Origin of the sequence: Acinetobacter calcoaceticus ANC 3811 (assembly GCF_000399665.1) — a bacterium.
Classification (GTDB): Bacteria; Pseudomonadota; Gammaproteobacteria; order Pseudomonadales; family Moraxellaceae; genus Acinetobacter; species Acinetobacter calcoaceticus_B.
Window position 1 is genome coordinate 2,315,261 of the sequence record NZ_KB976986.1, and the last position, 25,081, is coordinate 2,340,341.

Here is a 25,081-nt window from a genome sequence, read left to right on the forward strand (position 1 = left end):
GGTGCAGTCGGTGCAGTCGGTGCAGTCGGTGCAGTCGGTGCAGTCGGTGCAGTATTTAGTTTCTTTTCTGTTTGTTGTTCTACTTTTTTCGAGGAATCTGTAGTTTGTTCTTTTTCCCTTGAAAGTTTTTGAACAGGCAAAGCTACAGTCTTCTCTGGCAGATTTTTGGACTGTACGTCTATGCTAGGGAGAGACTGTTTTTCCTGATCAACTCTTCTACTAGGCACAATCATAGGACGACCATCGGGACCTATAATCGTATAAAATCCGTCTGCATAAGAAACAGAAACATTCGCTATCGCAACACATAAGGTTAAAATAGCGAAATTAGGGCTAAACATCCATTTATACTGTTTTACCATTTTGTTCTATAACTCAAACCAAGTACTGTGACTTTTGTATTCGTTTTTACATCTAAACCTGAATAAGGGTTTAATAAGATATTATCGACACCACACTTATTCGATAGAGTGCTACTACAAGCTGGAATATTGTCACGACTACGTAAGAAACCGACAGAAAGATCTAAGTCTGTATCCGTATCAAAACGATAACCTACGCCCAAACCGAATAATTGCGCATTATTGATCGGAACCATAGTATTACGTTTATCATTAGGAATAGAACTAGCACGCGGCTCATAACCTGCTCGTAACTTCAAACGATCAGTTGCTGAATACTCTAAACCAATACCCCAACTCCATGGTGAAGTAAACTTTAATGGTAATGCTAAAGAGTTATCAGTCACATCATTCGATAGAAGTTTAGCAATCTTTAATAATGTAATCTGTCTATCAAATTCAAATTTAAACTTATCCCAAGCAGAATAATCAGTCCATCCAACATCAAAGTTTAATTGTAAATCTGGAAATATTTTGTATTTAATACCGGCCTGGAAATGTGCAGGATATTCTAAATCCATCGCGACTAAACCAGACTCAGTATCAGGAACATATCCTGGTAGTCCAAGAATCGCAGCTAAAATTTGCCCAGTTGCCGATGAGTTTAATCCCTGAACCAACTGTTGAGGAGCTTTGGCATTATTAATCATGTATTTGCCTTTGAGACGCATCTTGGCAGCACTTTGATATACCATACCAAAGCCAAAATCATCTGTCGGCTCCCAAAGCAATCCCAAGTTATAACTAGGGCTTAATGATTGTTCTAATGAAACTTGTAATGAACCCATTTTATTAAATGGATTCATTCCTTCTTTCGTATTACAAATTCCCAATAAGAGCAGATCAGTAATCATATCGTTATTGTCTTTGAAGGGTGCACACACCACATCATCAACCATACGCAGTACACCAATCATTTCATTAGGAAAACGTAAATCGGTATTTAAAGCAATCGCGTTATACGACATACCAATCGAAGCACCAATTGATAAATGATCATTTACTTGATAACCAAAAGATGGGGATAGATATGTAATACGCTCTACAGCAACCTGTTGTCCCATATAGTTACCAGGATTGCCATTTTCTGCTCCAAAACCGGCTACTAAAGGCGCATACATTGCCGTTGCAAAAGTTACTTTTGAGCCTGGTGGTTTATAGGCTATACCTGCTGTAGGCGCAACGAGTGGATACCCCGCTCCCAAGTCAACCATTTTTTTAAGAATGGGTACATATAAGCTTGCATACTCGACATCACCATGTACAGAATCTTTAAAATCTGTACAAATATTGGCAGAAATTTCTGGTCCATCATTACAAACCAGAGGATCGTCTGAATAGCCAAAAATGTTGTACCCAGGAGGAGCTGAGAATTCACGCTGGATATCAAAGTTTGCAAGAATACCTTGTACATCTGTTTGTAACCCATCAATTTTCGCTAGTGCTGCTGGGTTAAAATGAACTGCACTAATCCCTGGCGGATCTGCCGTTACAGCATTCCCCATCGATAGTGAACGAATATCAACAGCTAAGTTTTGTCCTAATTGAGCATTGGCAAAGCTAGAAAAACCGGAGATAACAATTGCCGCCGTTAGAGGACATAATTTAGGATATTTCACCTGCATATCTCCTTATTTTTGTTTTTTAGTAAAACCTAAAATATCTAACGGGAATGACAAACCAAGTGAAATATCTGGCGCATCTTCGGTTAAACCAATACCTACCGTACCATTAACAATTGTTTCAGGTGAAACACGGACACCAAGAGCAAATGAAAGCATCGCACTGCTTTGATCTGGAGATGTATATGAGTCACCATTATCAAACTGGAATTCGGCATTCATGTTAAAGCTTTGCTGATACGACATAGTTAATGAAACATCGTAGTTAAATGAATAAGCAAAACCGAAAGAAAAACCACCACTGATTCCAGGGTCAAATGAGGTTAATGTACGTGTACCACGCGCCTGATTCAAACCTGTTTCTTTAAAACCATAATTGGCAGAAGCAGAAGCAAATAAAACTACAGGATCGATATATTTACGAGTACTCGCACCTACGCCAGCAGAGTAGTAACCTTTACCTGTTGATAGCTCATCTAAACCAATTTCATATGGGCTATCACCTGTCTTAGACGATAAACTACCAAAAAGTACCAATGGTAATCGACCTTGTTTTAAGGGGAAGGGCTCCCAACGAGCGCCAAGAGAAATATCCCCTAACCCAGCAGTAGTCGTATCACGAATAATTTCAGACTTTGCAACAAAAGGAAGAGTTGCGGATAAAGTTAAGTTGTCCAAAACCCCATACTGGACTGTAAAACTATTTGTTAAAGTATGGTTAGCATCTTCTTCGACACGTAAACGGTTAAGCTGAGATGAATTATCTGATAAAGCTAAATCAATTCGTGTATCACGATAATATGTGTAATCGAGGTCATAATAAGATGAAATGCCCCCTTTTTTAATTAACGAATATTGCCGCTCATTTGAAGTAAATACTTCTTGTAAATTCGTCTCTTGACTTGCATCACCTTCTTTTTTCTGTAATGCAGTTGCAGCTTGATGTGCACCACCCTCATTGGCGGGTACCGTGCTATTGTCCGTTGCAGGTGTATCAGACGACTGTACTGTACTTCCTGCTATAGCTGTATTCGAGCTTGTTGTATCTACAGGTGTAGAACTTCCTGTGCTACCTGCATTTACATCTTGGCTCGATCCGCCTACTTGTCCTTGTTGTACTTGATCCTCAGCATAAATTGTCCCTGTAATGGCACTCATACTTAAGGCCAATACACTCATCTTTATCCATCGATTATTCATATTTTTTCCCACCCAATTTATTTATTTTACTAAATTAAAATTTGACTATTTACGTTTGTAATAAAGACGCATATAGGTTTCTATTGGTAGTCCATAGGTTGCAGAGTGATTATCGTTATCTAATACGCGTCTCATGGTTGAGGCTTTATTTGCTAAACGATCATAATTAAATGTCGGATATTGCACGTCAACAAAAGCATATCTGTTGACGGTTGCATCCTCTACATGACGCATATCTGCATCTTTTAAAGCCAATAGATCTTTACGCTGAGATTCGGGGACTGAAATAACAAATAAAGTATTATTATCCCAAATTTCTTTAAAGCGATTTTCATCAAAGCTGATATTGCCTAATGCAGGATCAGCCACATAGACTCGCCCATCTTTATAAGCTTTATATACAACAAAATGTTTAAAACCAGCATAAGAAATTGGAACAATTGCAGGTTGCCCAAGTTTTACTAAATCAGAGAACTCACCACGATAACCACCACTATCTAAACCGATTGCTGTGACAAAGCGTTTCATATCGAGTAATGAGAAACTTCGGCGCTCAATAATGCGTTGATATTCGCCATACTGTAGCAAACCGCTCATAGTCTGTTGCTCAGTCAAACTGGTTCCGACATAGCCATTTAACAAAGTGGTAAGCGCAGCCGAACCACAGCTATAGTCATATGCTTGCCGAACAATTCCACGAAATTGATCTTCTACAGCAGGTTTGATTTTGACTGGTTCAATGTGATTTCGATGAAATGATAAATTACGTGAGTCGGCAGTCTCTGTGTAATAAACAGTTCCTGGTGGCTTTTTTTCTATTTCGAAGGCTTCTGTCGCAAAGTAATACATCAATGCTGAGCCTAAAACTATCTCTAACATAAGCACTTGGTCTAAATTGTGGCCTAACCGGCCTTATTCATTTTATTCTTAGAGCAATAGCTCTACATCCCTGTGTGTTGAAGATACCTTTTTTTTTGGTAAAAAACAGCTTTTTTTTAATCTTTTTGATGAATGCATAGTTCTACTTTAATTAAAGTGTTAATTAACTCTCATTCTGAAACATCAGTACTTTTAATATATTTAGTATACATATAACAATATTATTAATTCTTATGAAAAATTTAATTAAAACCCCAATAAAAAAGCGCGTATTAAACGCGCTTTTTTAATTTTTAACTTTTAACTTTTAACTTTTTAAATTAGTGACCAGAAATTGTAATTGTAGAAGTACCTACATTTAAACCTTGAATTTCTAAATCACCAATTGAAGCATTAGCAGCAGCACCTAAGTGAATCCCTTGAGCATACACATTCATGCCTTGAGTACTATTATTTTGAATTTTTAAGCCAGTTGGTACAACTGAAATATTCGCATTCACGTCTAAATCACCAGTAGTATTACCAGCACCACGTACCATTACTTTATCTAGGACAATTTTACCGCCGCCAGCAGCATCATTAATACCAAAGTTAGATAGTGTTAAACCACCTTTTAAACTTGAATTTACTTTGATCATTGCACCTTGTGGAGTAGCACCTAACTGAACATTCGCTGAAATCTGACCTAAAGATAAATCTAAACCAGAGATAATTTCAGTTGGAGCTGTTTCTGTAATACCACGTACAGCAGTTGTCTGGTTTAAAGTACCAGAAGTACCTACACCAATTGAACCTACATGAATATCAACAGCACCTACTGTGGCAGCAACGTTTAAGAAAGCGCCGTTTGAACCCGAAGCACCATTCGTATCAATTGCTAAATCTAAAAGGTTACCAGTACCTGTTTGAGTAAGAGTAACGCCGCTGATTGCGATTGCACCAGCAGTACCTGATGCACCAGTAATACCAGTTGATGATGCCAAACCATCATTATCGTGTAGATATAATTTATCGATAGTAACACCGCCAGAACCTAAAGCGATACCGATGTTAATACCATCTTGACCTGTAGCAGCGCTTAGTGCAGCATCGTCCATTGACTGCATTGCCATTGCATTTGCACTGATAGCTAAAGAAGAAACTAAAGCAAGTTTAGTGAACATTTTCATTGAGCACTCTCCCAAGAGCATTTATTTTTTGACTTTAACCACTCTCATTGTCTCAAGTTGCATTTTTCTTTTATAGCAACCGAAACTTCCAATCCTTGAGTAGTTTTGCTTAGCAATTACTAAATTACATCTACGTTACTTTTTGTTCAACTAGTGTTGTGCATTTTTTGCCAACTACCCGACAAACGGTACACTCGATTTATTTCGCTTTTAGCTTCCAAATACAACTCTAATCCCACACTAAAATTCGACTATTTTATCAGCAAAAAGTACCTCTCCTCTAAGTCTTCTCCCTGATGATCCACAAGTTGTAGTAAACTAATATTTCCCTCATTAACTATTCTGTTATTAAAAAATGTCTCAGTTAAAGAAAAAAATCTCATTACATGGTAAAAATGCTGCCGAGATTTTAAAAAATTTACAAGGATTAACTGGGCTCATTTATTTAAATGACAACAACAACCCTATTATTGGCTTTCTTCCTCAGCAATACTTTCTTATTCAGAATAAAAAAAACTTAGTATTCCAGCGCCAAAATTTTAATGAATATGAAAATATATCAAAACCGAATCAAATATTAGATTTTATCCAGCTAAAAGAAAAAGACTTAAAAGAAAATAAAAACATTAAAATGATAACAAGTTTTAACGGTGGCTATATCGGTTTTATTAGTTATGATTTTGCTGCACATCAATTTATTAATGCTCAAACTCATATACAGCCATCTTTATTCTTAGGCCAATATCGTTCTTTTTTAAAATATATAGATAATGATTGGTATTTTTTTAGTGATGAAGAAAATGCATTAGACCTATTTAAATATATTGAAAAGAAGTTAGAGATTCCTAATTCAAATAAATCTAAAAATATATTTGAATTAAAAACTGCTATTCAGCCAAGATGGTCTAAAGAACAATATTTCGAGGCTTTTAACAAAATACAAGAATACATTAAAGCTGGAGATTGTTATCAAATTAATTTAACCCAAGAATTTAAAGCTGATTTCAAAGGTTCCTTATTAAATAAAGCAGCAGATTTATGGAATCTTACTAATGCACCATATGCAGGTTATTTAAAATTAGATCAATTTGAGTTATTAAGTTGTTCCCCAGAGCTCTTCATTGAATTCAATCAAAATAAAGAAATTAAGACCCGACCTATTAAGGGAACCATGCCTCGATATCAAGATATCGAAAAAGATTTTATTTCTAAACAAACTTTAAAAAACTCGCAAAAAGATCAAGCAGAGAATGTCATGATTGTTGATTTATTACGTAATGATTTGAGCATTTATGCCAATACAGGGTCCGTAAAAACAACACAATTATTCGAGATTGAAAGTTTTAATCAAGTTCATCATATGGTCAGTGAGATTGTTGCCAAGCTTAAAGATGATATTAATCCAATGCAAATGTTGCTCTCTGCTTTACCGGGGGGATCGATTACAGGAGCCCCCAAAATTCGGGCAATGCAAATTATTGAAGAGTTAGAAGAAGAAACAAGAGGTGCTTATTGCGGGACATTAGGTTACTTCAATTTTGATGGAACGGGTCGCTGGAATATTCTTATCCGTAGCTTTCAACAATATCAAAATCAGCTCTCTTTGTGGGCTGGCGGTGGTATTACGACTGCCTCAAATGCAGAAGCAGAATATCAAGAAAGCCTTGATAAAATCTCTGCCATGCTGAACTTAATGAACAGCACAGCAGACTAAAACTTAAAAAATATCTTGTTTTAACGTTTGCACTAAACGCATATTTTGCTCATCAGTACCCACTGTAATACGCAAAAATCTATTAATACGAGGCTTATTGAAATAGCGCACAATAATACCTTGTTCACGTAATTGCTGTGCGAGTTTGCCTGCATCATGGACTGAGTGTGAAGCAAAAATAAAGTTAGCTTTAGAAGGTAAAACTTTAAAACCCAAAGCAGTTAATTCATCTACTAGCTTTTCACGACTAGAAATAACTTTCTGGCATTGTTCTTCAAAATAAGCCTGATCTTCAAAAGAAGCTACTGCGGCTGCAATTGCAAAACGGTCCATAGGATATGAGTTAAAACTATTTTTGACAGCTTCAAGCGCTGCGATTAAATGTGGCTGAGCGATTGCAAAACCAACACGTAAACCAGCTAATGAACGAGATTTCGAGGTTGTTTGACAAACAACAAGATTTTCATAGCGATTTACAAGACCAACTGCGGATTCTGCACCAAAATCAACATAAGCCTCATCGATCACCACCACCCGATCTGGATTTGCTTTTAAGATTTGCTCGATATCTGGCAAACCCATTGCAACACTGGTTGGTGCATTAGGGTTTGTAATAACAATCCCACCATTTGGTTGTATATAGGCCTTAGCTTCTATCTCGAAATTCTCATTGAGTGGAATTTCTTTAGTTTTTGTTCCAAAGAACTGACTATAAACTGGATAAAAACTATAAGTAATATCTGGATAAAGAATCGGTTCGTCTTGAAGAAAAAATGCTTTAAAAATATGAGCAAGTACTTCATCTGAACCATTACCAACAAAAACTTGAGATACATCAATATTCTGTTGTTTAGCAATTGCTTGCTTTAAAGCTGTTGCATCTGGGTCAGGATATAAACGCAATGCATCAGCTTGCTGAGTTAAAACAGCTTGAACTGCTTCAACTACTTTTGGTGATGGCGGATATGGATTTTCATTCGTATTAAGTTTCAATAAATTCTGAATTTTAGGCTGTTCACCCGGAACATACGGCTCTAATTCACGAACTTCTGGACTCCAAAAGCGCATTTGTGCTGTAGATAAAGTCATGGTCTTATCTCAAAAAGGGCTGAAAATCAGCCCTGAGTAATAATTAAAAAACTACAAGGTTTATAAGCTTATTGATAACGATAGCGAGCTGAGCGTGCATGAGCATCAAGGTTCTCTTGGACAGCTAATATGTCGGCTGTTTTAGCTAACGTTTTAACCCCATCTTTCGAACACATAATCAAGCTCGAACGTTTTTGGAAATCATAAACGCCTAAAGGAGAAGAAAAACGAGCAGTTCCAGATGTCGGCAATACATGGTTTGGACCCGCACAATAGTCACCGATTGCTTCGGGTGTATAACGTCCCATGAAAATAGCGCCAGCATGACGAATATCTTCGCTCATTGCTTCGGCATCATCTAGACACAGCTCCAAATGTTCTGGTGCAACTTGATTAATCAACTCAATTGCTTCTGCACGGTCTTTGACTAACACTAAAGCACCACGGTTTTCAATTGAAGTTCGCGCAATATCTGCCTTTGGCAATTCATTTAAATGCTTTTCAATTGCCAACTCTACTGCATTAAGCAAAGCTTCATCTGGCGTTATGAAAATAGCTTGAGCAACTGTGTCATGTTCAGCTTGTGATAAAACATCCATAGCCAACCAATCTGCATTATTCTCACCTTCTGCATATACTAAAATTTCAGAAGGTCCAGCAATCATATCGATGCCGACTTGACCAAATACGGCACGTTTGGCAGCTGCTACAAAACGATTCCCTGGCCCAGTAATTTTATCTACAGGTGGAATGGTTTGTGTTCCATAAGCCAAAGCTGCTACAGCCTGTGCTCCACCAATGGTAAACACTCGGCTGACTCCTGCAAGATAAGCTGCGGCAAGAACCAACGGATTTAATTCACCATTCGGTGCTGGAACAACCATAATAATTTCAGGTACACCCGCAACATGAGCAGGTACAGCATTCATTAGAACTGAAGATGGATAAGAAGCTAAACCACCTGGCACATAAATACCAACACGGTCTAGAGGCGTAACTTTTTGCCCTAATGTATTGCCCAAGTCATCTATATAAGTCCAGCTATCTTGTTTCTGAGCTTCATGAAATGTACGAATACGCTTTGCTGCCAACTCTAAAGCATCACGAATTTCTGGGCTTAAATTATCAAAAGCAGTTTTAAGTTGTTCTTGAGATAATTCTAAATCTGAAAATTGATGCGCAGGATGTCGATCGAACTGTTGAGTAAGCTTTAAAACATGATCATCACCATGCTGACGAACATCAGCAATAATTTGATCTACTGTTTGCACTAAATTAAGATCGTTCACGGTTTCAAATGCTAAGAGCTCAGCAAAAACCTGTTTGAAGTTTTGATCTTGAGTCGATAAACGTCGCATCAATTTACCCACAAGGCGAAAAAGAAAAAGTAAGTTTACCCTTTTTCTATGCGCTTGTGGGCATCATCTAGCTTAACTATCGCAAAAGCATGATGGGAAATTGCTTTTAACGCGATTGAACAGCTTGCTCAAGCTGTGAAATGATTGGATTTAACAAAGTTTGTTTACGTTTAAAACTGGCTTTATTTACAATTAATCGAGAAGACACTTTGCAAATCTCTTCTAATGGCTCAAGACCATTTGCTCTTAAAGTGTTACCAGTATCGACCACATCTACAATGTAATCACCTAAACCAACCAAAGGTGCTAACTCCATAGAACCATATAGCTTAATAACATCAACCTGCTCACCTAAACTTGCATAATATTGACGTGTAAGATTGACATATTTCGTGGCAATTTTTAAACGACCCTTTGGATGCTCCATACCTACTTTACCAGCTGTCATTAACTTACATTTAGCAATTTGCAAGTCAAGCAACTCATAGACATGCTGAGCACCATGTTCCATCAACACATCTTTACCTGCTACACCTATATCTGCTGCACCATTTTCTACATAGGTCGGTACATCAGATGCACGTAAAATTAAAATACGTACTTGCTTATGCGTAGTAGGAAAAATTAGTTTACGAGACTTTTCCGGATCTTCGAGTAAATTAATACCCGCTGTAGCCAATAAAGGTAACGTCTCTTTTAAAATACGCCCTTTACTCAATGCCAAGGTCAAACCATGATCAAAATTACCCATCACATCAAAATTAGGATCATCGTTTCTTACATCATTCATTAAATTACTCGCTTAATTTTGGCACCTAAACCTTGAAGCTTCTCTTCGACATGTTCATAACCACGGTCAATATGGTAGATACGATCAATTAAAGTATCTCCCTCTGCAACTAAAGCAGCCAGAACCAAAGAGAATGAAGCACGTAAATCTGTTGCCATAACAGGCGCTGCCTGTAAGGTTTCAACTCCGGTTACGACAGCATCGTGACCTTCTACTTGAATATTAGCGCCCATTCGTGACAACTCAGGAACATGCATAAAACGATTTTCAAAGATCGTTTCAGAGATTGTCGCGAATCCACGGCCAATAACATTTACTGCCATCAGTTGTGCTTGCATATCAGTTGGAAATTCTGGATGTGGCAAAGTTCTAAAACTTACAGCTTTAGGACGTTTGCCCAACATATCAAGTTCAATCCAGTCATCACCACGAGTGACTTCAGCACCCATTTCCTCAAACTTATCCAAAACAGACTCAAGCAATGCTGGATCTGTGTGAGTTGTTTTTATACGCCCACCAGTAATTGCAGCAGCTGCTAAATACGAACCTGTTTCAATACGATCAGCAACAACAGCATATTCACAGCCATGTAAACTTTCTACGCCAGTTACAACTAGAGTATCTGTATCAAGACCTTCGATCTTAGCGCCCATTTTAATTAACATCTGCGCAAGGTCAGTGATTTCAGGTTCACGAGCTGCATTACGAATAGTTGTAACACCATCTGCTAATGCTGCTGCCATTAAGATATTTTCAGTACCGCCAACAGTAACCATATCAAAAACAACTTCACCACCTTTTAAGCGACCATCAACTGAAGCATGGACATAACCATTTTCAACTTCAATATGTGCACCCAAAGCTTCTAAAGCTTTTAAATGCTGGTCTACAGGTCTTGAACCAATCGCACAACCACCTGGTAAAGAAACTTTAGCATTACCATAACGTGCTAATAATGGTCCTAAAACCAAAATTGAGGCACGCATTGTTTTCACTAGCTCATAAGGCGCAAACTGATTATCTAAAGTAGAGGTATCTGCTTTTACTGTGTCATTTTCATAGCCAATCGTTACCCCTAATCCACCAATTAGTTTTACCAAAGTATTAACATCTTTAAGATTTGGAACATTGGTTATTGTAATTGGAGAGTCTGCAAGAATAGTTGCAGCAAGTAAGGGCAAAGCCGCATTTTTAGCACCAGAAATGCGCACTTCGCCTTCGAGCTTAACACCACCCGTGATTAAAAATTTATCCATTAATATTTAAGCTCCGAAAAGGCTTGCTTTACGCCATTCATCTTTGGTCATTGCACGAATTGTTACCGCGTGAACTTCCCCACTTGCAATATAAGTATTTAATGGTGCATAAACTAATTGTTGACGAGCCACTGTACGCTTACCTTCAAATTGATCATCCACAATACGGAGGTCAAATTTTCCAGCCTGTCCGCTCACCGCTACTTCCGCTACAGGGAAAGCTTCTTTTAAAATTTGAGTGAGCTGTTCACTATTCATTGCAAAGACCTCTGACACAACCTAAGGGGTAAAACGGAGTATTTTACTATAACTTTTTCCAAGAATTCAGTACGTGTTTATATTTTATCAATAAAAAAGAGGCTATCTTTCAAGCCTCTCTTAAACTAATAAAACTTATTGAACAGAAACAGCAACTTGAGAATAAGTACATTGCATTTTTCGATATCTTAATAATTGTCTTTTTAATTTTTCAGTCAATTTTTTAATTGAAGTATACATATCATCAGCGGTTGCCTGAGCAAACAACTCAATCCCAGGCAATCTTACAATCGCCTCTGCAACATGATTTGAACTACCCTTATGAGAGCGCTTATCAATTTGATGATCTTTCGTTAATTTAATCTGCATACTATTCACCTGATCTAGGTGTTTCGTTAATTGATTAAATTTTGATTTAATATTTTCTTCTATAGCTGGTGTAATTGCTAAATGATGACCACGAATCGTTATTTGCATAATTCTATCCCTCACCTTTTTTAGGTTATTTAAAGAAGAACCAAAACGATTTAATGTTATCAAAAAGAAATTTAGGACAATTAAACCATTTTAGCGACTCCTCTTGGTGAAATTAAAATTTCATTATTTCGTCATAATGAATCTCTAGAATAGCCATACTTCAAAATTCAGATCAAGACTTTTCTTTCAGACGATGAAGGAATATGTAACGATTCTCGATATTTTGCGACAGTCCTTCTTGCTACTTCAATCCCCTCATCTTTCAATAAGGTAGCAATTACATTATCGGACAAAGGTTTACGCGGATTTTCACTTGCTACAAGCTTTTTAATCATTGCACGAATAGCAGTAGAAGAAGCCTCTCCTCCAGCAGTAGTACCTACATGGCTAGAGAAAAAATATTTCAACTCAAAAAGGCCACGTGGGGTAAGCATATATTTATTTGTAGTTACACGAGAAACTGTAGATTCATGCAATTCTACTTCTTCAGCAACATCTCGGAGAACCAAAGGTTTCATTGCTTCTGCACCTATCTCCAAAAAAGCTTTCTGATGCTCCACAATACAAGATGCTACTTTTAATAACGTCTTATGTCTTTCATCAATGCTTTTAATAAAGTTTTTTGCTTCAAGCATCTGATTACGTAAATATAAATTATCTTCACTCTGATCTGCTCTACGAATCATACTAGAGTAAAAAGTATTAATTCTTAATTTAGGTAACACATCTGGATTTAGTTGAACCTGCCAATGTAAATCTTTTTTAGAAACCACCACATCTGGAATTTGATAATCTGACTCTTCTTTATCAAAATCCATGCCTGGATACGGTTTCAATGTTTTTAATAGATTAATTGCAAACTTTAATTGCTCTTTCGTTAAACCCGTTTGTTTGAGTAATTTATTTAAATCATTTGCTATCAAAAGCTCATAATATTGCAATAAGCTTTTTGCCTCATTTAAATATTCAACATCTTTTGGTAGAAATTCGAGCTGTACCTTTAAACATTCCGCTAAATTACGCGAACCAATCCCTAATGGATCAAGTCTTTGAATATGCTTTAATACAACCAAAACTTCATCTTCTTCTATCTCTTCTTCAATATCCATTTCATTCAATAATTGCTGTGAGGCTAAAATAATTTCCTCTAATTCAGCATCCAAGAACCCCTTGTCATCTAATGCATCAACAATACAGTAAGCAATTAATTGATCTATTTTAGAAAAATGCAACAAATTAACCTGTTCTAAAATATGTTCTTTTAAAGATAATTGAACTTGGCGATTATCCTCTCGCTCTTCAAATTCTGGGGTAGCCAAAGCTGTCGATTGATGAGTATAAATATCATCCCATTCAGTATCGACTGGTAAATCATCAGGCAAATGATTTGCATTTAATTCAGTTGTTAAATCATCTGACTCTTTACTTTCTAATGTAGACAGACTTTCTGTTAATGACTCTTCTTCTATTTTTTCAAGTAAAGGATTACTATCTAGTTGGATCTGAATTTCTTGTTCAAGCTCTAAACTAGAAAGTTGTAACAAACGAATCGCCTGCTGCAATTGAGGTGTTAACGATAAAGAATTCGCAACTTTCAACCCAACAGATAATTTCATATATTTTAAATTCCATAAAACAAGCAAAAATCATGCCTACTTAACATTTATAACATATAGTTTCCATTTATCATATATATCAGCGTGAAATTCTCAGAAGAAAAAATGGATTTTTTATTAAAAAACTTGCTAGAAAGCTATCTTATTGATTGATTAGATACCTTTATTAACTAAAAGATGCTTTGCTGGTCTTATTATTTCCGAGTGTTTTATCTACTACAATTTCCCTCCCATATAAAAAAGGACTCTTCTGGAGTCTTTTTTATTGCCTAAAATTGATTAAATCTTCAATATCATTTTATTTTTGCATAAAAAAACACCCCCAACTTAGGTTGGGGGTGTTTAGAATAATGAGCTGGCGATGACTTACTCTCACATGGGAAACCCCACACTACCATCAGCGCTAAGAGGTTTCACTTCTGAGTTCGGGAAGGGATCAGGTGGTTCACTCTTGCTATGGTCGCCAGCACAACTGGTATGGATACTAGCATTGGTCTTAATATGCCGATGCGTTTTCCAAATCTTTACAGATGGGCTGATTGAGTCTTGATATTTTGTTCATTTTAGCTAAGCGTATAACTAAATCAAGTTGATTTGTACATTAATGAATCGATTGATGCTATATATACAACTGCTTGGGTGTTGTATAGTCAAGCCTCACGAGCAATTAGTATTGGTCAGCTTCACATATCACTATGCTTCCACATCCAACCTATCAACGTCCTAGTCTCGAACGGCTCTTTAGAGGACATAAAGTCCTAGGGAAATCTTATCTTGAGGTAGGCTTCCCGCTTAGATGCTTTCAGCGGTTATCCCTTCCGAACATAGCTACCCGGCGATGCGACTGGCGTCACAACCGGTACACCAGAGGTTCGTCCACTCTGGTCCTCTCGTACTAGGAGCAGATCCTCTCAAATTTCCAGCGCCCACGGTAGATAGGGACCGAACTGTCTCACGACGTTCTAAACCCAGCTCGCGTACCTCTTTAAATGGCGAACAGCCATACCCTTGGGACCTGCTTCAGCCCCAGGATGAGATGAGCCGACATCGAGGTGCCAAACACCGCCGTCGATATGAACTCTTGGGCGGTATCAGCCTGTTATCCCCAGAGTACCTTTTATCCGTTGAGCGATGGCCCTTCCATACAGAACCACCGGATCACTAAGACCTACTTTCGTACCTGCTCGACTTGTGGGTCTCGCAGTTAAGCGCGCTTTTGCCTTTATACTCTACGCGTGATTTCCGACCACGCTGAGCGCACCTTCGTACTCCTCCGTTACTCTTTAGGAGGAGACCGCCCCAGTCAAACTACCCACCAGACATGGTCCTCGCCCCGGATTACGGGGCAGAGTTAGAACCTCAACATTACCAGGGTGGTATTTCAAGGACGGCTCCATTGGAACTAGCGTTCCAACTTCAAAGCCTCCCACCTATCCTACACAAGTAAGGTCAAAGTTCAATGTCAAGCTGCAGTAAAGGTTCACGGGGTCTTTCCGTCTAGCCGCGGGTACACTGCATCTTCACAGCGATTTCGATTTCACTGAGCCTCTGCTGGAGACAGCGCCGCCATCATTATGCCATTCGTGCAGGTCGGAACTTACCCGACAAGGAATTTCGCTACCTTAGGACCGTTATAGTTACGGCCGCCGTTTACTGGGGCTTCGATCAAGAGCTTCGCTTACGCTAACCCCATCAATTAACCTTCCAGCACCGGGCAGGCATCACACCCTATACGTCCACTTTCGTGTTTGCAGAGTGCTATGTTTTTAATAAACAGTTGCAGCGGCCTGGTTTCTGTGGCTGTCATCAGCTCAGGAAGCAAGTTCCATCACCAACAACAGCGTACCTTCTCCCGAAGTTACGGTACCATTTTGCCTAGTTCCTTCAGCAGAGTTCTCTCAAGCGCCTTGGTCTACTCGACCTGACCACCTGTGTCGGTTTAGGGTACGATTCCTGTGTAACTGAAGCTTAGAGACTTTTCCTGGAAGCATGGTATCAGCCACTTCGCTGTACAAGTACAGCTTGCTATCAGATCTCAGCATAGAGCACCCCGGATTTGCCTAAGATGCATGCCTACTTCCTTTCACCTGGACAACCAACGCCAGGCTGACTTAACCTTCTCCGTCCTCTCATCGCATTACACAGAAGTATTGGAATATTAACCAATTTCCCATCGACTACGCCTTTCGGCCTCGCCTTAGGGGTCGACTCACCCAGCCCCGATTAACGTTGGACTGGAACCCTTGGTCTTTCGGCGAACGGGTTTTTCACCCGTTTTGTCGTTACTCACGTCAGCATTCGCACTTCTGATACCTCCAGCATACTTCTCAATACACCTTCATCGGCTTACAGAACGCTCCCCTACCACTTGACTTAAAAGTCAAATCCGCAGCTTCGGCACATAGTTTTAGCCCCGTTACATCTTCCGCGCAGGCCGACTCGACTAGTGAGCTATTACGCTTTCTTTAAAGGGTGGCTGCTTCTAAGCCAACCTCCTAGCTGTCTATGCCTTCCCACATCGTTTCCCACTTAACTATGATTTTGGGGCCTTAGCTGGCGGTCTGGATTGTTTTCCTCTTGACTACGGACGTTAGCACCCGCAGTCTGTCTCCCGGATAGTACTCATAGGTATTCGGAGTTTGCATCGGTTTGGTAAGTCGGGATGACCCCCTAGCCGAAACAGTGCTCTACCCCCTATGGTATTCGTCCGAGGCGCTACCTAAATAGCTTTCGGGGAGAACCAGCTATCACCAGGCTTGATTAGCCTTTCACCCCTATCCACAAGTCATCCCCTGGCTTTTCAACGACAGTGGGTTCGGTCCTCCAGTTAGTGTTACCCAACCTTCAACCTGCTCATGGATAGATCGCCTGGTTTCGGGTCTATACCCAGCAACTAAACGCCCTATTAAGACTCGATTTCTCTACGGCTCCCCTATACGGTTAACCTCGCTACTGAATATAAGTCGCTGACCCATTATACAAAAGGTACGCAGTCACCGAACAAGTCGGCTCCCACTGCTTGTATGCATGCGGTTTCAGGATCTATTTCACTCCCCTCACAGGGGTTCTTTTCGCCTTTCCCTCACGGTACTGGTTCACTATCGGTCAGTCAGGAGTATTTAGCCTTGGAGGATGGTCCCCCCATATTCAGACAAGGTTTCACGTGCCTCGCCCTACTCGTCATCATTATGTGTGCCCTTTCGTGTACGGGAATATCACCCTCTACGTTCGCACTTCCCAGAGCGTTCCACTAAAACACACATAACTTAATGGGCTGATCCCCGTTCGCTCGCCGCTACTAAGGGAATCTCAATTGATTTCTTTTCCTAAGGGTACTGAGATGTTTCACTTCCCCTCGTTCGCCTTGCAACACTATGTATTCATGTTGCAATACCTACCTTAAAGTAGGTGGGTTCCCCCATTCAGAAATCTCCGGATCACAGGATATTTGCCGCCTCCCCGGAGCTTATCGCAGGCTATTACGTCTTTCATCGCCTCTGACTGCCAAGGCATCCACCACATGCACTTAATTACTTGACTATACAACCCCAAACAGTCGTTATTACCTACAAGGAGTAATAAGACATGATCAATGATTTCTCATCAATCTCTTACAGTTTGAAGTACTGTGTATTTAAACACTGTACAGCTTCAATCTAATTCATATACCAAAACGCTTGATTCAGTTAATTTGCTAGTTCTCAATTCATTTAGATCAATTGCTTAATCTAAACTCTTGAGTGAACAATTTATTTCAGACTCAATTTTGCCAATCTGTTAATGAATAAACATGCCTTCGTCAGGTCATGCTTAATACCGTGATACTTAAATCACAGAAGTTAATAAACTAAGATCTAATCCCTATTTACTAATTTCTGTAATCTGAACTTCTCTTAAGTTCTGGTGGAGACTAGGAGAGTCGAACTCCTGACCTCCTGCGTGCAAAGCAGGCGCTCTACCAACTAAGCTAAGTCCCCAGCTTACATCATCAGTTCTGTATCTTCTTTTCTATAACTTCAACCAGTCAAAGTCATGGTGGGTCTGACAAGACTTGAACTTGTGACCCCACGCTTATCAAGCGTGTGCTCTAACCAACTGAGCTACAGACCCTCAGATACATCTATGAAGAACAACTTGTTGTGGATTCTTACTAATCGTCAATCTTTCGTTAAGGAGGTGATCCAGCCGCAGGTTCCCCTACGGCTACCTTGTTACGACTTCACCCCAGTCATCGGCCACACCGTGGTAAGCGTCCTCCTTGCGGTTAGACTACCTACTTCTGGTGCAACAAACTCCCATGGTGTGACGGGCGGTGTGTACAAGGCCCGGGAACGTATTCACCGCGGCATTCTGATCCGCGATTACTAGCGATTCCGACTTCATGGAGTCGAGTTGCAGACTCCAATCCGGACTACGATCGGCTTTTTGAGATTAGCATCCTATCGCTAGGTAGCAACCCTTTGTACCGACCATTGTAGCACGTGTGTAGCCCTGGCCGTAAGGGCCATGATGACTTGACGTCGTCCCCGCCTTCCTCCAGTTTGTCACTGGCAGTATCCTTAAAGTTCCCGACATTACTCGCTGGCAAATAAGGAAAAGGGTTGCGCTCGTTGCGGGACTTAACCCAACATCTCACGACACGAGCTGACGACAGCCATGCAGCACCTGTATGTAAGTTCCCGAAGGCACCAATCCATCTCTGGAAAGTTCTTACTATGTCAAGGCCAGGTAAGGTTCTTCGCGTTGCATCGAATTAAACCACATGCTCCACCGCTTGTGCGGGCCCCCGTCAATTCATTTGAGTTTTAGTCTTGCGACCGTACTCCCCAGGCGGTCTACTTATCGCGTTAGCTGCGCCACTAAAGCCTCAAAGGCCCCAACGGCTAGTAGACATCGTTTACGGCATGGACTACCAGGGTATCTAATCCTGTTTGCTCCCCATGCTTTCGCACCTCAGCGTCAGTGTTAGGCCAGATGGCTGCCTTCGCCATCGGTATTCCTCCAGATCTCTACGCATTTCACCGCTACACCTGGAATTCTACCATCCTCTCCCACACTCTAGCTAACCAGTATCGAATGCAATTCCCAAGTTAAGCTCGGGGATTTCACATTTGACTTAATTAGCCGCCTACGCGCGCTTTACGCCCAGTAAATCCGATTAACGCTTGCACCCTCTGTATTACCGCGGCTGCTGGCACAGAGTTAGCCGGTGCTTATTCTGCGAGTAACGTCCACTATCTGAAGGTATTAACTTCAGTAGCCTCCTCCTCGCTTAAAGTGCTTTACAACCATAAGGCCTTCTTCACACACGCGGCATGGCTGGATCAGGCTTGCGCCCATTGTCCAATATTCCCCACTGCTGCCTCCCGTAGGAGTCTGGGCCGTGTCTCAGTCCCAGTGTGGCGGATCATCCTCTCAGACCCGCTACAGATCGTCGCCTTGGTAGGCCTTTACCCCACCAACTAGCTAATCCGACTTAGGCTCATCTATTAGCGCAAGGTCCGAAGATCCCCTGCTTTCTCCCGTAGGACGTATGCGGTATTAGCATTCCTTTCGAAATGTTGTCCCCCACTAATAGGCAGATTCCTAAGCATTACTCACCCGTCCGCCGCTAAGTGATAGTGCAAGCACCATCACTCCGCTCGACTTGCATGTGTTAAGCCTGCCGCCAGCGTTCAATCTGAGCCATGATCAAACTCTTCAGTTAAAAATCATTTTGCACCTTATTAAAGACAAGGTGCCAATTCTGGCTCATCAATTTTCTGACTTAAATTTCGCTCAAATAAACTTCGAGTAATTTAAACCAATCAATCAATGATAATATTTCGATCAATCAATCAGTAAAAATCCACACAAGTTGTTCTTCATAATCTCTTAATGATCTTCTTCCTGGTTCGTCACCAGCAAGCTAGGTCGGCTATATTACTCTTAATCTCTTAAAAGTCAACAGGTAATTTCGATATTTTTAAAACTTATTCTCAAAACCAACTTCTCATCAAATTCACTACTCAAAGTAATCAACTCAATTCCAAGTAACTGTTTTTTAACAAGTTCCTATCTGCATCACCGCCGATGGATGTGCATTATAGACCATTAAATCTCGTTGGCAACCCCTTTTTTAATTTAATATTATCGTATGCTCATTTTTTAGTCTTTTTAGCATTTTATCTATATTATTTGATCAATTTTACCTTGATAATAGGTTATCGATTTTGTATTGAAGCATATCTCCATCCAACTGCACATTAAGTATTAGCCTGGCTGGCGGTTAAGGAATTATATGAATTATTCTAATTTAATTTTACTAAGTATGTTATCTGTAGGTGTTTGCACTTCTATATACGCTCAAGAAAACATGACAAGTGAATCTGCTAATGCTAGTTCATTAGAAGAAACAGGGCCAAACCATCCCCGTTCACAAATTATTAAAGATTTAAAAAATATTAAAGTTAAAGATTTAAAAATTAATGCAAATGCAGCACAACCAGATTTAGTTAAAGATCCTTTGCAATCATTGAACCGTCCAATTTATTCTTTTAATGATATGTTGGATCGCAATTTCTTGCGTCCTGTTGCGGTTCAATATAGAGAAAAGACTCCCGAAGATGTGCGTGGCTCTTATCGCCAGTTCCGCAAAAATCTTGGTGAACCATGGAATGCCGTCAATCAACTTATTCAAGGTCGTCCAAGTCGTGCAGCAAAAACTTTAGGCCGATTTACGATTAATACCTTAACTACTCTTGGTTTGGCGGACCCTGCAAGCCGCTTAGGTTTACCAACTGAGGAAGAGAATTTTGGTGTAACTCTTGGTTACTATGGCGTTCCTTCGGGTCCATTCCTTATGCTACCTTTCTTTGGACCAAGCACTTTACGTGATGGTTTTGGTTTAGCAGTAGATGCTCAAGCTCGTCCACAGAAATATGTTATGGATGATCAAGAAGGTCTTTATTGGTCAAGTAATGTATTACAAGCTGTTGATACACGTGCCCAATATCTTGACTTAGATCAAACCTTACAAGGTGATCAATATGCCATGATTCGAGACTTATATCTCCAGCGTAAAGCCTTCCAGATTGCTGAGAAAAAGGGCGATTCAGCTGACGTGTCTTTCATTGATGATGATTCACAAGATACAACAGATGAGAATCAAAACCCTTAAGATGAAATAAAGGTATTGCTTGGATTGAGAGTTCGGCAATACCTTGATTTTGATCATACATACTCTATGATGAATAAAGTGATCATATAAAAGGACTACCATATCTTCTATGTATTTTATTAAACCGACACGCTCTATGCCTTATTTAGAGCAAGCTTTGGATAAACTGCCAGGCTTACAAGTCATTAACATAGATGATTTAGATTTATATGATCCAACCATCATTGCAATTGCTGATGTACAAGATTTCCTGACTTATAAGTGGAATTTACCCACTGTGGTCATTGCTTTTGAGCACGAAGGTGCCGCTTTAGCTCATGCCTGGGAAGCAGGCGCTCTTGCAGGTTGGGTATGGGATCAGTTACCGAGCGATTTAAATAAAGCACTATCAAAAATTGATGCTCAATATAAGCGTAATCAAGACAGTCGTGATTTACCTTCAGCTGCTGAACTGCAAAAACGATTATTACCCAATCCAATTGATTTATTAAATTATGAAGTCGAAACTTTCTTTCAGCCTTCAGCTTATCTTTCCGGTGATTGGTACGACTATTGGAAATTAAATGACAAAGAAGTTCTATTCTATCTTGCTGATGTCTCAGGTCATGGTGTAACAAGTAGTTTATTAACATCATGGATGGCAGCTTTTCATGGCCGTTCTAAAACTCCAAGACAATTAATAAAAAAATTAAACGGAATGTTAGTTCAAGAGAATATCGAAAAGCACATTACGATTGTGGTGGGCATTTTAAACCTTGAAACGCATACGCTTCGCTGGTCAAGTGCTGGGCATTACCCGCCTCCTATCATTTTTGAACCTAATCAGCCACCGAAGATTCTAACAACGAGTAGTTTCCCACTAGGTTTAACTGACGAACTCGAAGTTGAAGAGCATATTTGTACATTAAATCGCCATGCTCGCTTCATTGTTTGCTCAGATGGAGCCCTCGAACCTTTTGATGGCGGTTTGAACGATCAGTTCCAACAATTGGTCCATCATTTGCAAAATCAATCATTTCAAGCACCCGATCATGTGGCCGACGATATTGCCATCTTCAGTCTTTGTCGAATGAATTAATTTATGAATCAATTAATTACATAATATACGACTTAAGGACTCTTGAGTCTGAGATGGCACTATGTGATAATTTTTCTATCCTTCTCTGAAAATGGCATTTATATGTCAACAGGTCATGTTGAATATGCAAGCTTAAATGGAACGCATATTTTCAAACTTATTGGTGAAGTGCGAGCCCATTCTTGTATAAGTCTAGACAAACTTTTAAACAGAATTGAACAGCAAGAAAATGTTGTAGGTGCAATCGTTGATTTAACCCAAACAACATTTATTGATAGTACTGTATTAGGTATTCTAGCTAAGCTAGGTTTAAAGCTTAAACAGACTCATCATATTCAAGCTGTGATGCTATCTACCAATCCAGATATCACAACCTTAGCCAACAGTATGGGGCTAGGGCAGGTTTTTGTCATTTTGAATTACTGTGGTGATCCTAATGTTTGCACGTTAATGTTAACAGATGAACAAATCACCCATAATGCAATGCTAAGAACTGTTCTGGATGCACATAAGACATTGATGAAACTCAATGCAAACAATCAGAATATGTTCGAGCCACTTGTGAAGCAGTTACAGAAAGAACAAGATACGCTTGAACAGGTATCGGACAAGCAAAATGCCTGATTTTCACCATTAAGCCGGATTAGAATATGACCCTCGTTTCTGTTGCTCAAATGAACTCTCAAGATGATATTGAAAATAACTTTCAAGTCATTGAGTCTTTGATTCAACAGAGCAAGGCGAAAAATGCCAGTTTGATTGTTTTCCCCGAAAACTTTGTATGTTTTGCTGCTGGAAAACAACGTGAAACCGCTGAGCAATTTGAATCTATTCAACAAAGGCTTGAGAAACTAGCGCATCAATATCAAATCTGGATTGTGGCAGGCACCTTACCCTGCCCATTTCGTCCAGATGGATCTATTATTCAAGATGGTCGCGTCCGAACTGTTAGCCTCTGTATTAGCCCTGAGCGTACAGAAGCGCGTTATGACAAGATTCATTTATTTGATGTACAAGTTGGTGACGCTGTCGGTGGTTATCAGGAGTCTCGTTTCTTTGAACCAGGAACAGACGTAGTAGTCACATCTACCCCTTTTGGCAATATTGGCTTAATGGTATGTTATGACTTGCGTTTTCCAGAGCTTGCTCTAACACTGAGACAACAAGGCGCTCATATTCTTACAGCCCCTGCTGCATTTACCTACACAACTGGACAAATGCACTGGCAGCTTTTGCTACAAGCTCGGGCAATGGATAGCCAATGTTATGTTTTAGGTGCAGCACAACAGGGCTGGCATGGTGAAAAACGACAAACCTGGGGACACTCTGGGGCAACAGATAGTCGTGGTCAAATTTTAAGTATGATTGAAAATGAAGGGAGCGGTTTAATTACTGTACCCTTTGATTTAACAGCACAAGATCTCGTCCGCTCTTCAATGCCTCTAATGACACACCGTAAATTAATTCACTATTAAAAGTTTAATTATTCATGTGGAAATACTTATTTAGCTTTTTTTGCTTGGGGGCAAATATTCATTGTTATGCTGAGTTTGGTACAACGAATCATTTCGTTTCACCAACCGCGCAGCTCAAATCAGATATTCTTCCCTCCACTCCTAAAGATATTCCTTTGCCGGCATTTGGCCAAAGAATAATTGGATGGGGAACAGGCGCAGAAGGTGCAAGACAACGTTTAGAAAATATTCAGCCAGCAGATGTTTCTATGATTAAAAAACAAGGAACAACGCTTGAAATGATTACTGCTTGGCAAGATTTTTATGAACAAGAGCAACAACGCAGCGTAAATAATCCGACCGCTAAATATCGTGCACGTTTAATGAAAAAAATTGCAGATCTGTGGTAGATAATTTTATCTAAAATATTTTTATCTTATGGAATAATTGGATTAATTATTCCATTTTTTATGTCTCTTAATTTACTTTATTCATAACCTATTCTTATGAACATTTAAGAAACTGAATAGAACGCGATATACTACAAAAGCAATATGAGTTTCTTTGAGGAATATATGGACCAAGACTGTCAAAACTTAAAGCTTGAGAATCAACTATGCTTCCTCGTCTATTCAACAAATTTAGCGCTTAATCAGCTCTACCGAAAACTTTTAACACCTTTGGGTATTACTTATCCTCAATATTTGGTGATGTTAGTTTTATGGGAACAGGATGACGTGACTGTTTCAGAAATTGGCACCAAGCTTTTTTTAGAATCATCTACCCTCACCCCCATTTTGAAAAAATTAGAAGCCTTACATTTTCTTCATCGTACACGTTCAACGCAAGATGAACGCCAAGTTATTATTACGCTGAGCGATGAAGGAAAGAAATTAAAAGATCAGGCAATGAATATTCCAACCGAAGTATTAGAGGCAAGTTCATGCGATATGACAACGCTACTGGGCCTGAAAGATCAACTTACTAAACTCCGCACAAACCTAGTCAAATAAACAGCAATTTTTTCAAAAAATTTACTTGTTAAAATAATTAAGTCGTGTACGATATATTTGTATTCAATTTATTTTAGGAATAAAAACGATGTCATTAGAAAAAGTTGTTTATCGTGCAAAAGCTAAAGCAACTGGTGGTCGTGATGGCCGTGCAACTTCATCAGACGGTGTATTAGATGTACAACTTGGCGTACCTAAAGAAATGGGTGGCGCTGGTGGTGCTGTAACAAATCCTGAGCAATTATTTGCAGCTGGCTATTCAGCATGCTTTTTAGGAGCTTTAAAATTTGTTGCAAACCGCGATAAATTTAATATTAGCAAAGATGCTTATGTAGAAGGCGAAGTAGGTATTGGTCCAATTCCTACAGGTTTTAGCATCGAAGTAACTTTAAATGTTTACTTGGTTGGCATGGACCGTGAAGAAGCTGAAAAGTTAGTTGCAGCAGCTCATATTGTTTGCCCATATTCAAATGCAACTCGCAACAATATTGATGTAACTTTTAATATTGTAACTGAGTAATTTTTTAAGTTAAAAAAATGCCCGAATC

The 25,081-nt window shown here is 39.5% G+C and carries 19 protein-coding genes, 2 tRNA genes, 3 rRNA genes and 1 pseudogene; 8 read left to right on the forward strand and 17 right to left on the reverse strand.

The window, feature by feature from the left end; translation table 11 throughout:
• From F935_RS19080 to F935_RS12135, 5 genes and pseudogenes are all read right to left on the reverse strand, one after another.
• A pseudogene (locus tag F935_RS19080) lies at positions 1–362 on the reverse strand (protein FilE); the annotation flags it as partial.
• On the reverse strand, positions 356–2,020 hold the full coding sequence (locus F935_RS12120) for a putative pilus system OmpP1/FadL family transporter FilD (RefSeq protein ID WP_016139187.1): 1,665 nt from the start codon (positions 2,018–2,020) through the stop codon (positions 356–358). The pseudogene F935_RS19080 and the gene F935_RS12120, both read right to left, overlap by 7 nt.
• 12 nt (positions 2,021–2,032) lie before the next feature.
• Positions 2,033–3,223 (reverse strand): putative pilus system protein FilC, encoded by a 1,191-nt coding sequence (locus F935_RS12125; protein WP_016139188.1) that lies wholly within the window; start codon positions 3,221–3,223, stop codon positions 2,033–2,035.
• 45 nt (positions 3,224–3,268) lie between these two features.
• A complete protein-coding gene (locus F935_RS12130; protein WP_016802052.1) occupies positions 3,269–4,102 on the reverse strand; it encodes a putative pilus system C39 family peptidase FilB in 834 nt (277 codons plus the stop codon).
• Between the two features lie 320 nt (positions 4,103–4,422).
• Positions 4,423–5,271, reverse strand: coding sequence for a putative pilus system protein FilA (locus tag F935_RS12135; RefSeq protein ID WP_016139189.1), 849 nt, complete (start codon positions 5,269–5,271; stop codon positions 4,423–4,425).
• Positions 5,272–5,626: 355 nt separating this feature from the next.
• Between F935_RS12135 and F935_RS12140 the strand changes: the two genes are divergently transcribed.
• The gene (locus F935_RS12140; protein WP_016139190.1) at positions 5,627–6,985 is read left to right on the forward strand and encodes a chorismate-binding protein; all 1,359 of its coding nucleotides are present in this window, start codon (positions 5,627–5,629) and stop codon (positions 6,983–6,985) included.
• Positions 6,986–6,988: 3 nt separating this feature from the next.
• Here the strand turns inward: F935_RS12140 and hisC are convergent, their stop codons facing one another.
• The 12 genes from hisC to F935_RS12200 form a co-directional block, all read right to left on the reverse strand.
• Positions 6,989–8,074, reverse strand: a complete 1,086-nt coding sequence (gene hisC / locus F935_RS12145) for a histidinol-phosphate transaminase (protein ID WP_016139191.1) — start codon at positions 8,072–8,074, stop codon at positions 6,989–6,991.
• A gap of 68 nt (positions 8,075–8,142) precedes the next feature.
• The gene (gene hisD / locus F935_RS12150) at positions 8,143–9,432 is read right to left on the reverse strand and encodes a histidinol dehydrogenase (protein WP_005043028.1); all 1,290 of its coding nucleotides are present in this window, start codon (positions 9,430–9,432) and stop codon (positions 8,143–8,145) included.
• Between the two features lie 106 nt (positions 9,433–9,538).
• Entirely contained in the window at positions 9,539–10,222 is a 684-nt protein-coding gene (gene hisG, locus F935_RS12155; protein WP_003655841.1) for an ATP phosphoribosyltransferase, read from the reverse strand.
• Entirely contained in the window at positions 10,222–11,478 is a 1,257-nt protein-coding gene (murA, locus tag F935_RS12160) for a UDP-N-acetylglucosamine 1-carboxyvinyltransferase (protein WP_016139192.1), read from the reverse strand. Before murA ends, hisG begins: the two co-directional genes overlap by 1 nt.
• 6 nt (positions 11,479–11,484) lie before the next feature.
• Complete coding sequence (gene ibaG / locus F935_RS12165; protein WP_004794487.1) at positions 11,485–11,736, reverse strand: BolA family iron metabolism protein IbaG; 252 nt, start codon at positions 11,734–11,736, stop codon at positions 11,485–11,487.
• Positions 11,737–11,871: 135 nt separating this feature from the next.
• On the reverse strand, positions 11,872–12,213 hold the full coding sequence (hpf, locus tag F935_RS12170) for a ribosome hibernation-promoting factor, HPF/YfiA family (protein ID WP_016139193.1): 342 nt from the start codon (positions 12,211–12,213) through the stop codon (positions 11,872–11,874).
• 167 nt (positions 12,214–12,380) lie between these two features.
• The gene (locus F935_RS12175) at positions 12,381–13,829 is read right to left on the reverse strand and encodes an RNA polymerase factor sigma-54 (RefSeq protein ID WP_035366263.1); all 1,449 of its coding nucleotides are present in this window, start codon (positions 13,827–13,829) and stop codon (positions 12,381–12,383) included.
• 353 nt (positions 13,830–14,182) lie between these two features.
• Positions 14,183–14,297: ribosomal RNA gene (gene rrf / locus F935_RS12180) — 5S ribosomal RNA — on the reverse strand.
• 178 nt (positions 14,298–14,475) lie between these two features.
• Positions 14,476–17,369 (reverse strand): 23S ribosomal RNA (locus tag F935_RS12185).
• 361 nt (positions 17,370–17,730) lie between these two features.
• Positions 17,731–17,806 (reverse strand) — tRNA-Ala (locus tag F935_RS12190).
• A gap of 56 nt (positions 17,807–17,862) precedes the next feature.
• Positions 17,863–17,939: transfer RNA gene (locus F935_RS12195), tRNA-Ile, on the reverse strand.
• Positions 17,940–17,998: 59 nt separating this feature from the next.
• Positions 17,999–19,536: ribosomal RNA gene (locus F935_RS12200) — 16S ribosomal RNA — on the reverse strand.
• Together the 16S, 23S and 5S rRNA genes with 2 tRNA genes alongside form the textbook arrangement of a ribosomal RNA operon.
• 648 nt (positions 19,537–20,184) lie before the next feature.
• Between F935_RS12200 and F935_RS12205 the strand changes: the two genes are divergently transcribed.
• The 7 genes from F935_RS12205 (at position 20,185) to F935_RS12235 (ending at position 25,053) form a co-directional block, all read left to right on the forward strand.
• Entirely contained in the window at positions 20,185–20,988 is an 804-nt protein-coding gene (locus tag F935_RS12205; RefSeq protein WP_080645765.1) for an MlaA family lipoprotein, read from the forward strand.
• A gap of 109 nt (positions 20,989–21,097) precedes the next feature.
• Positions 21,098–22,066 carry an RsbU family protein phosphatase GigA gene (gigA, locus tag F935_RS12210; RefSeq protein ID WP_016139196.1) on the forward strand — a complete coding sequence of 323 codons (969 nt, stop codon included), beginning with the start codon at positions 21,098–21,100 and terminating at the stop codon, positions 22,064–22,066.
• Positions 22,067–22,168: 102 nt separating this feature from the next.
• On the forward strand, positions 22,169–22,690 hold the full coding sequence (gene gigB / locus F935_RS12215) for an anti-anti-sigma factor GigB (protein WP_035366265.1): 522 nt from the start codon (positions 22,169–22,171) through the stop codon (positions 22,688–22,690).
• A gap of 26 nt (positions 22,691–22,716) precedes the next feature.
• Entirely contained in the window at positions 22,717–23,541 is an 825-nt protein-coding gene (locus tag F935_RS12220; RefSeq protein WP_016139198.1) for a carbon-nitrogen hydrolase family protein, read from the forward strand.
• A gap of 14 nt (positions 23,542–23,555) precedes the next feature.
• Positions 23,556–23,930, forward strand: a complete 375-nt coding sequence (locus tag F935_RS12225; protein WP_016139199.1) for a DUF4951 domain-containing protein — start codon at positions 23,556–23,558, stop codon at positions 23,928–23,930.
• A gap of 165 nt (positions 23,931–24,095) precedes the next feature.
• Positions 24,096–24,533, forward strand: coding sequence for a MarR family winged helix-turn-helix transcriptional regulator (locus F935_RS12230; protein WP_016139200.1), 438 nt, complete (start codon positions 24,096–24,098; stop codon positions 24,531–24,533).
• 88 nt (positions 24,534–24,621) lie between these two features.
• Positions 24,622–25,053, forward strand: coding sequence for an organic hydroperoxide resistance protein (locus tag F935_RS12235; protein ID WP_002117290.1), 432 nt, complete (start codon positions 24,622–24,624; stop codon positions 25,051–25,053).
• The last annotated feature ends 28 nt before the right edge of the window (positions 25,054–25,081 follow it).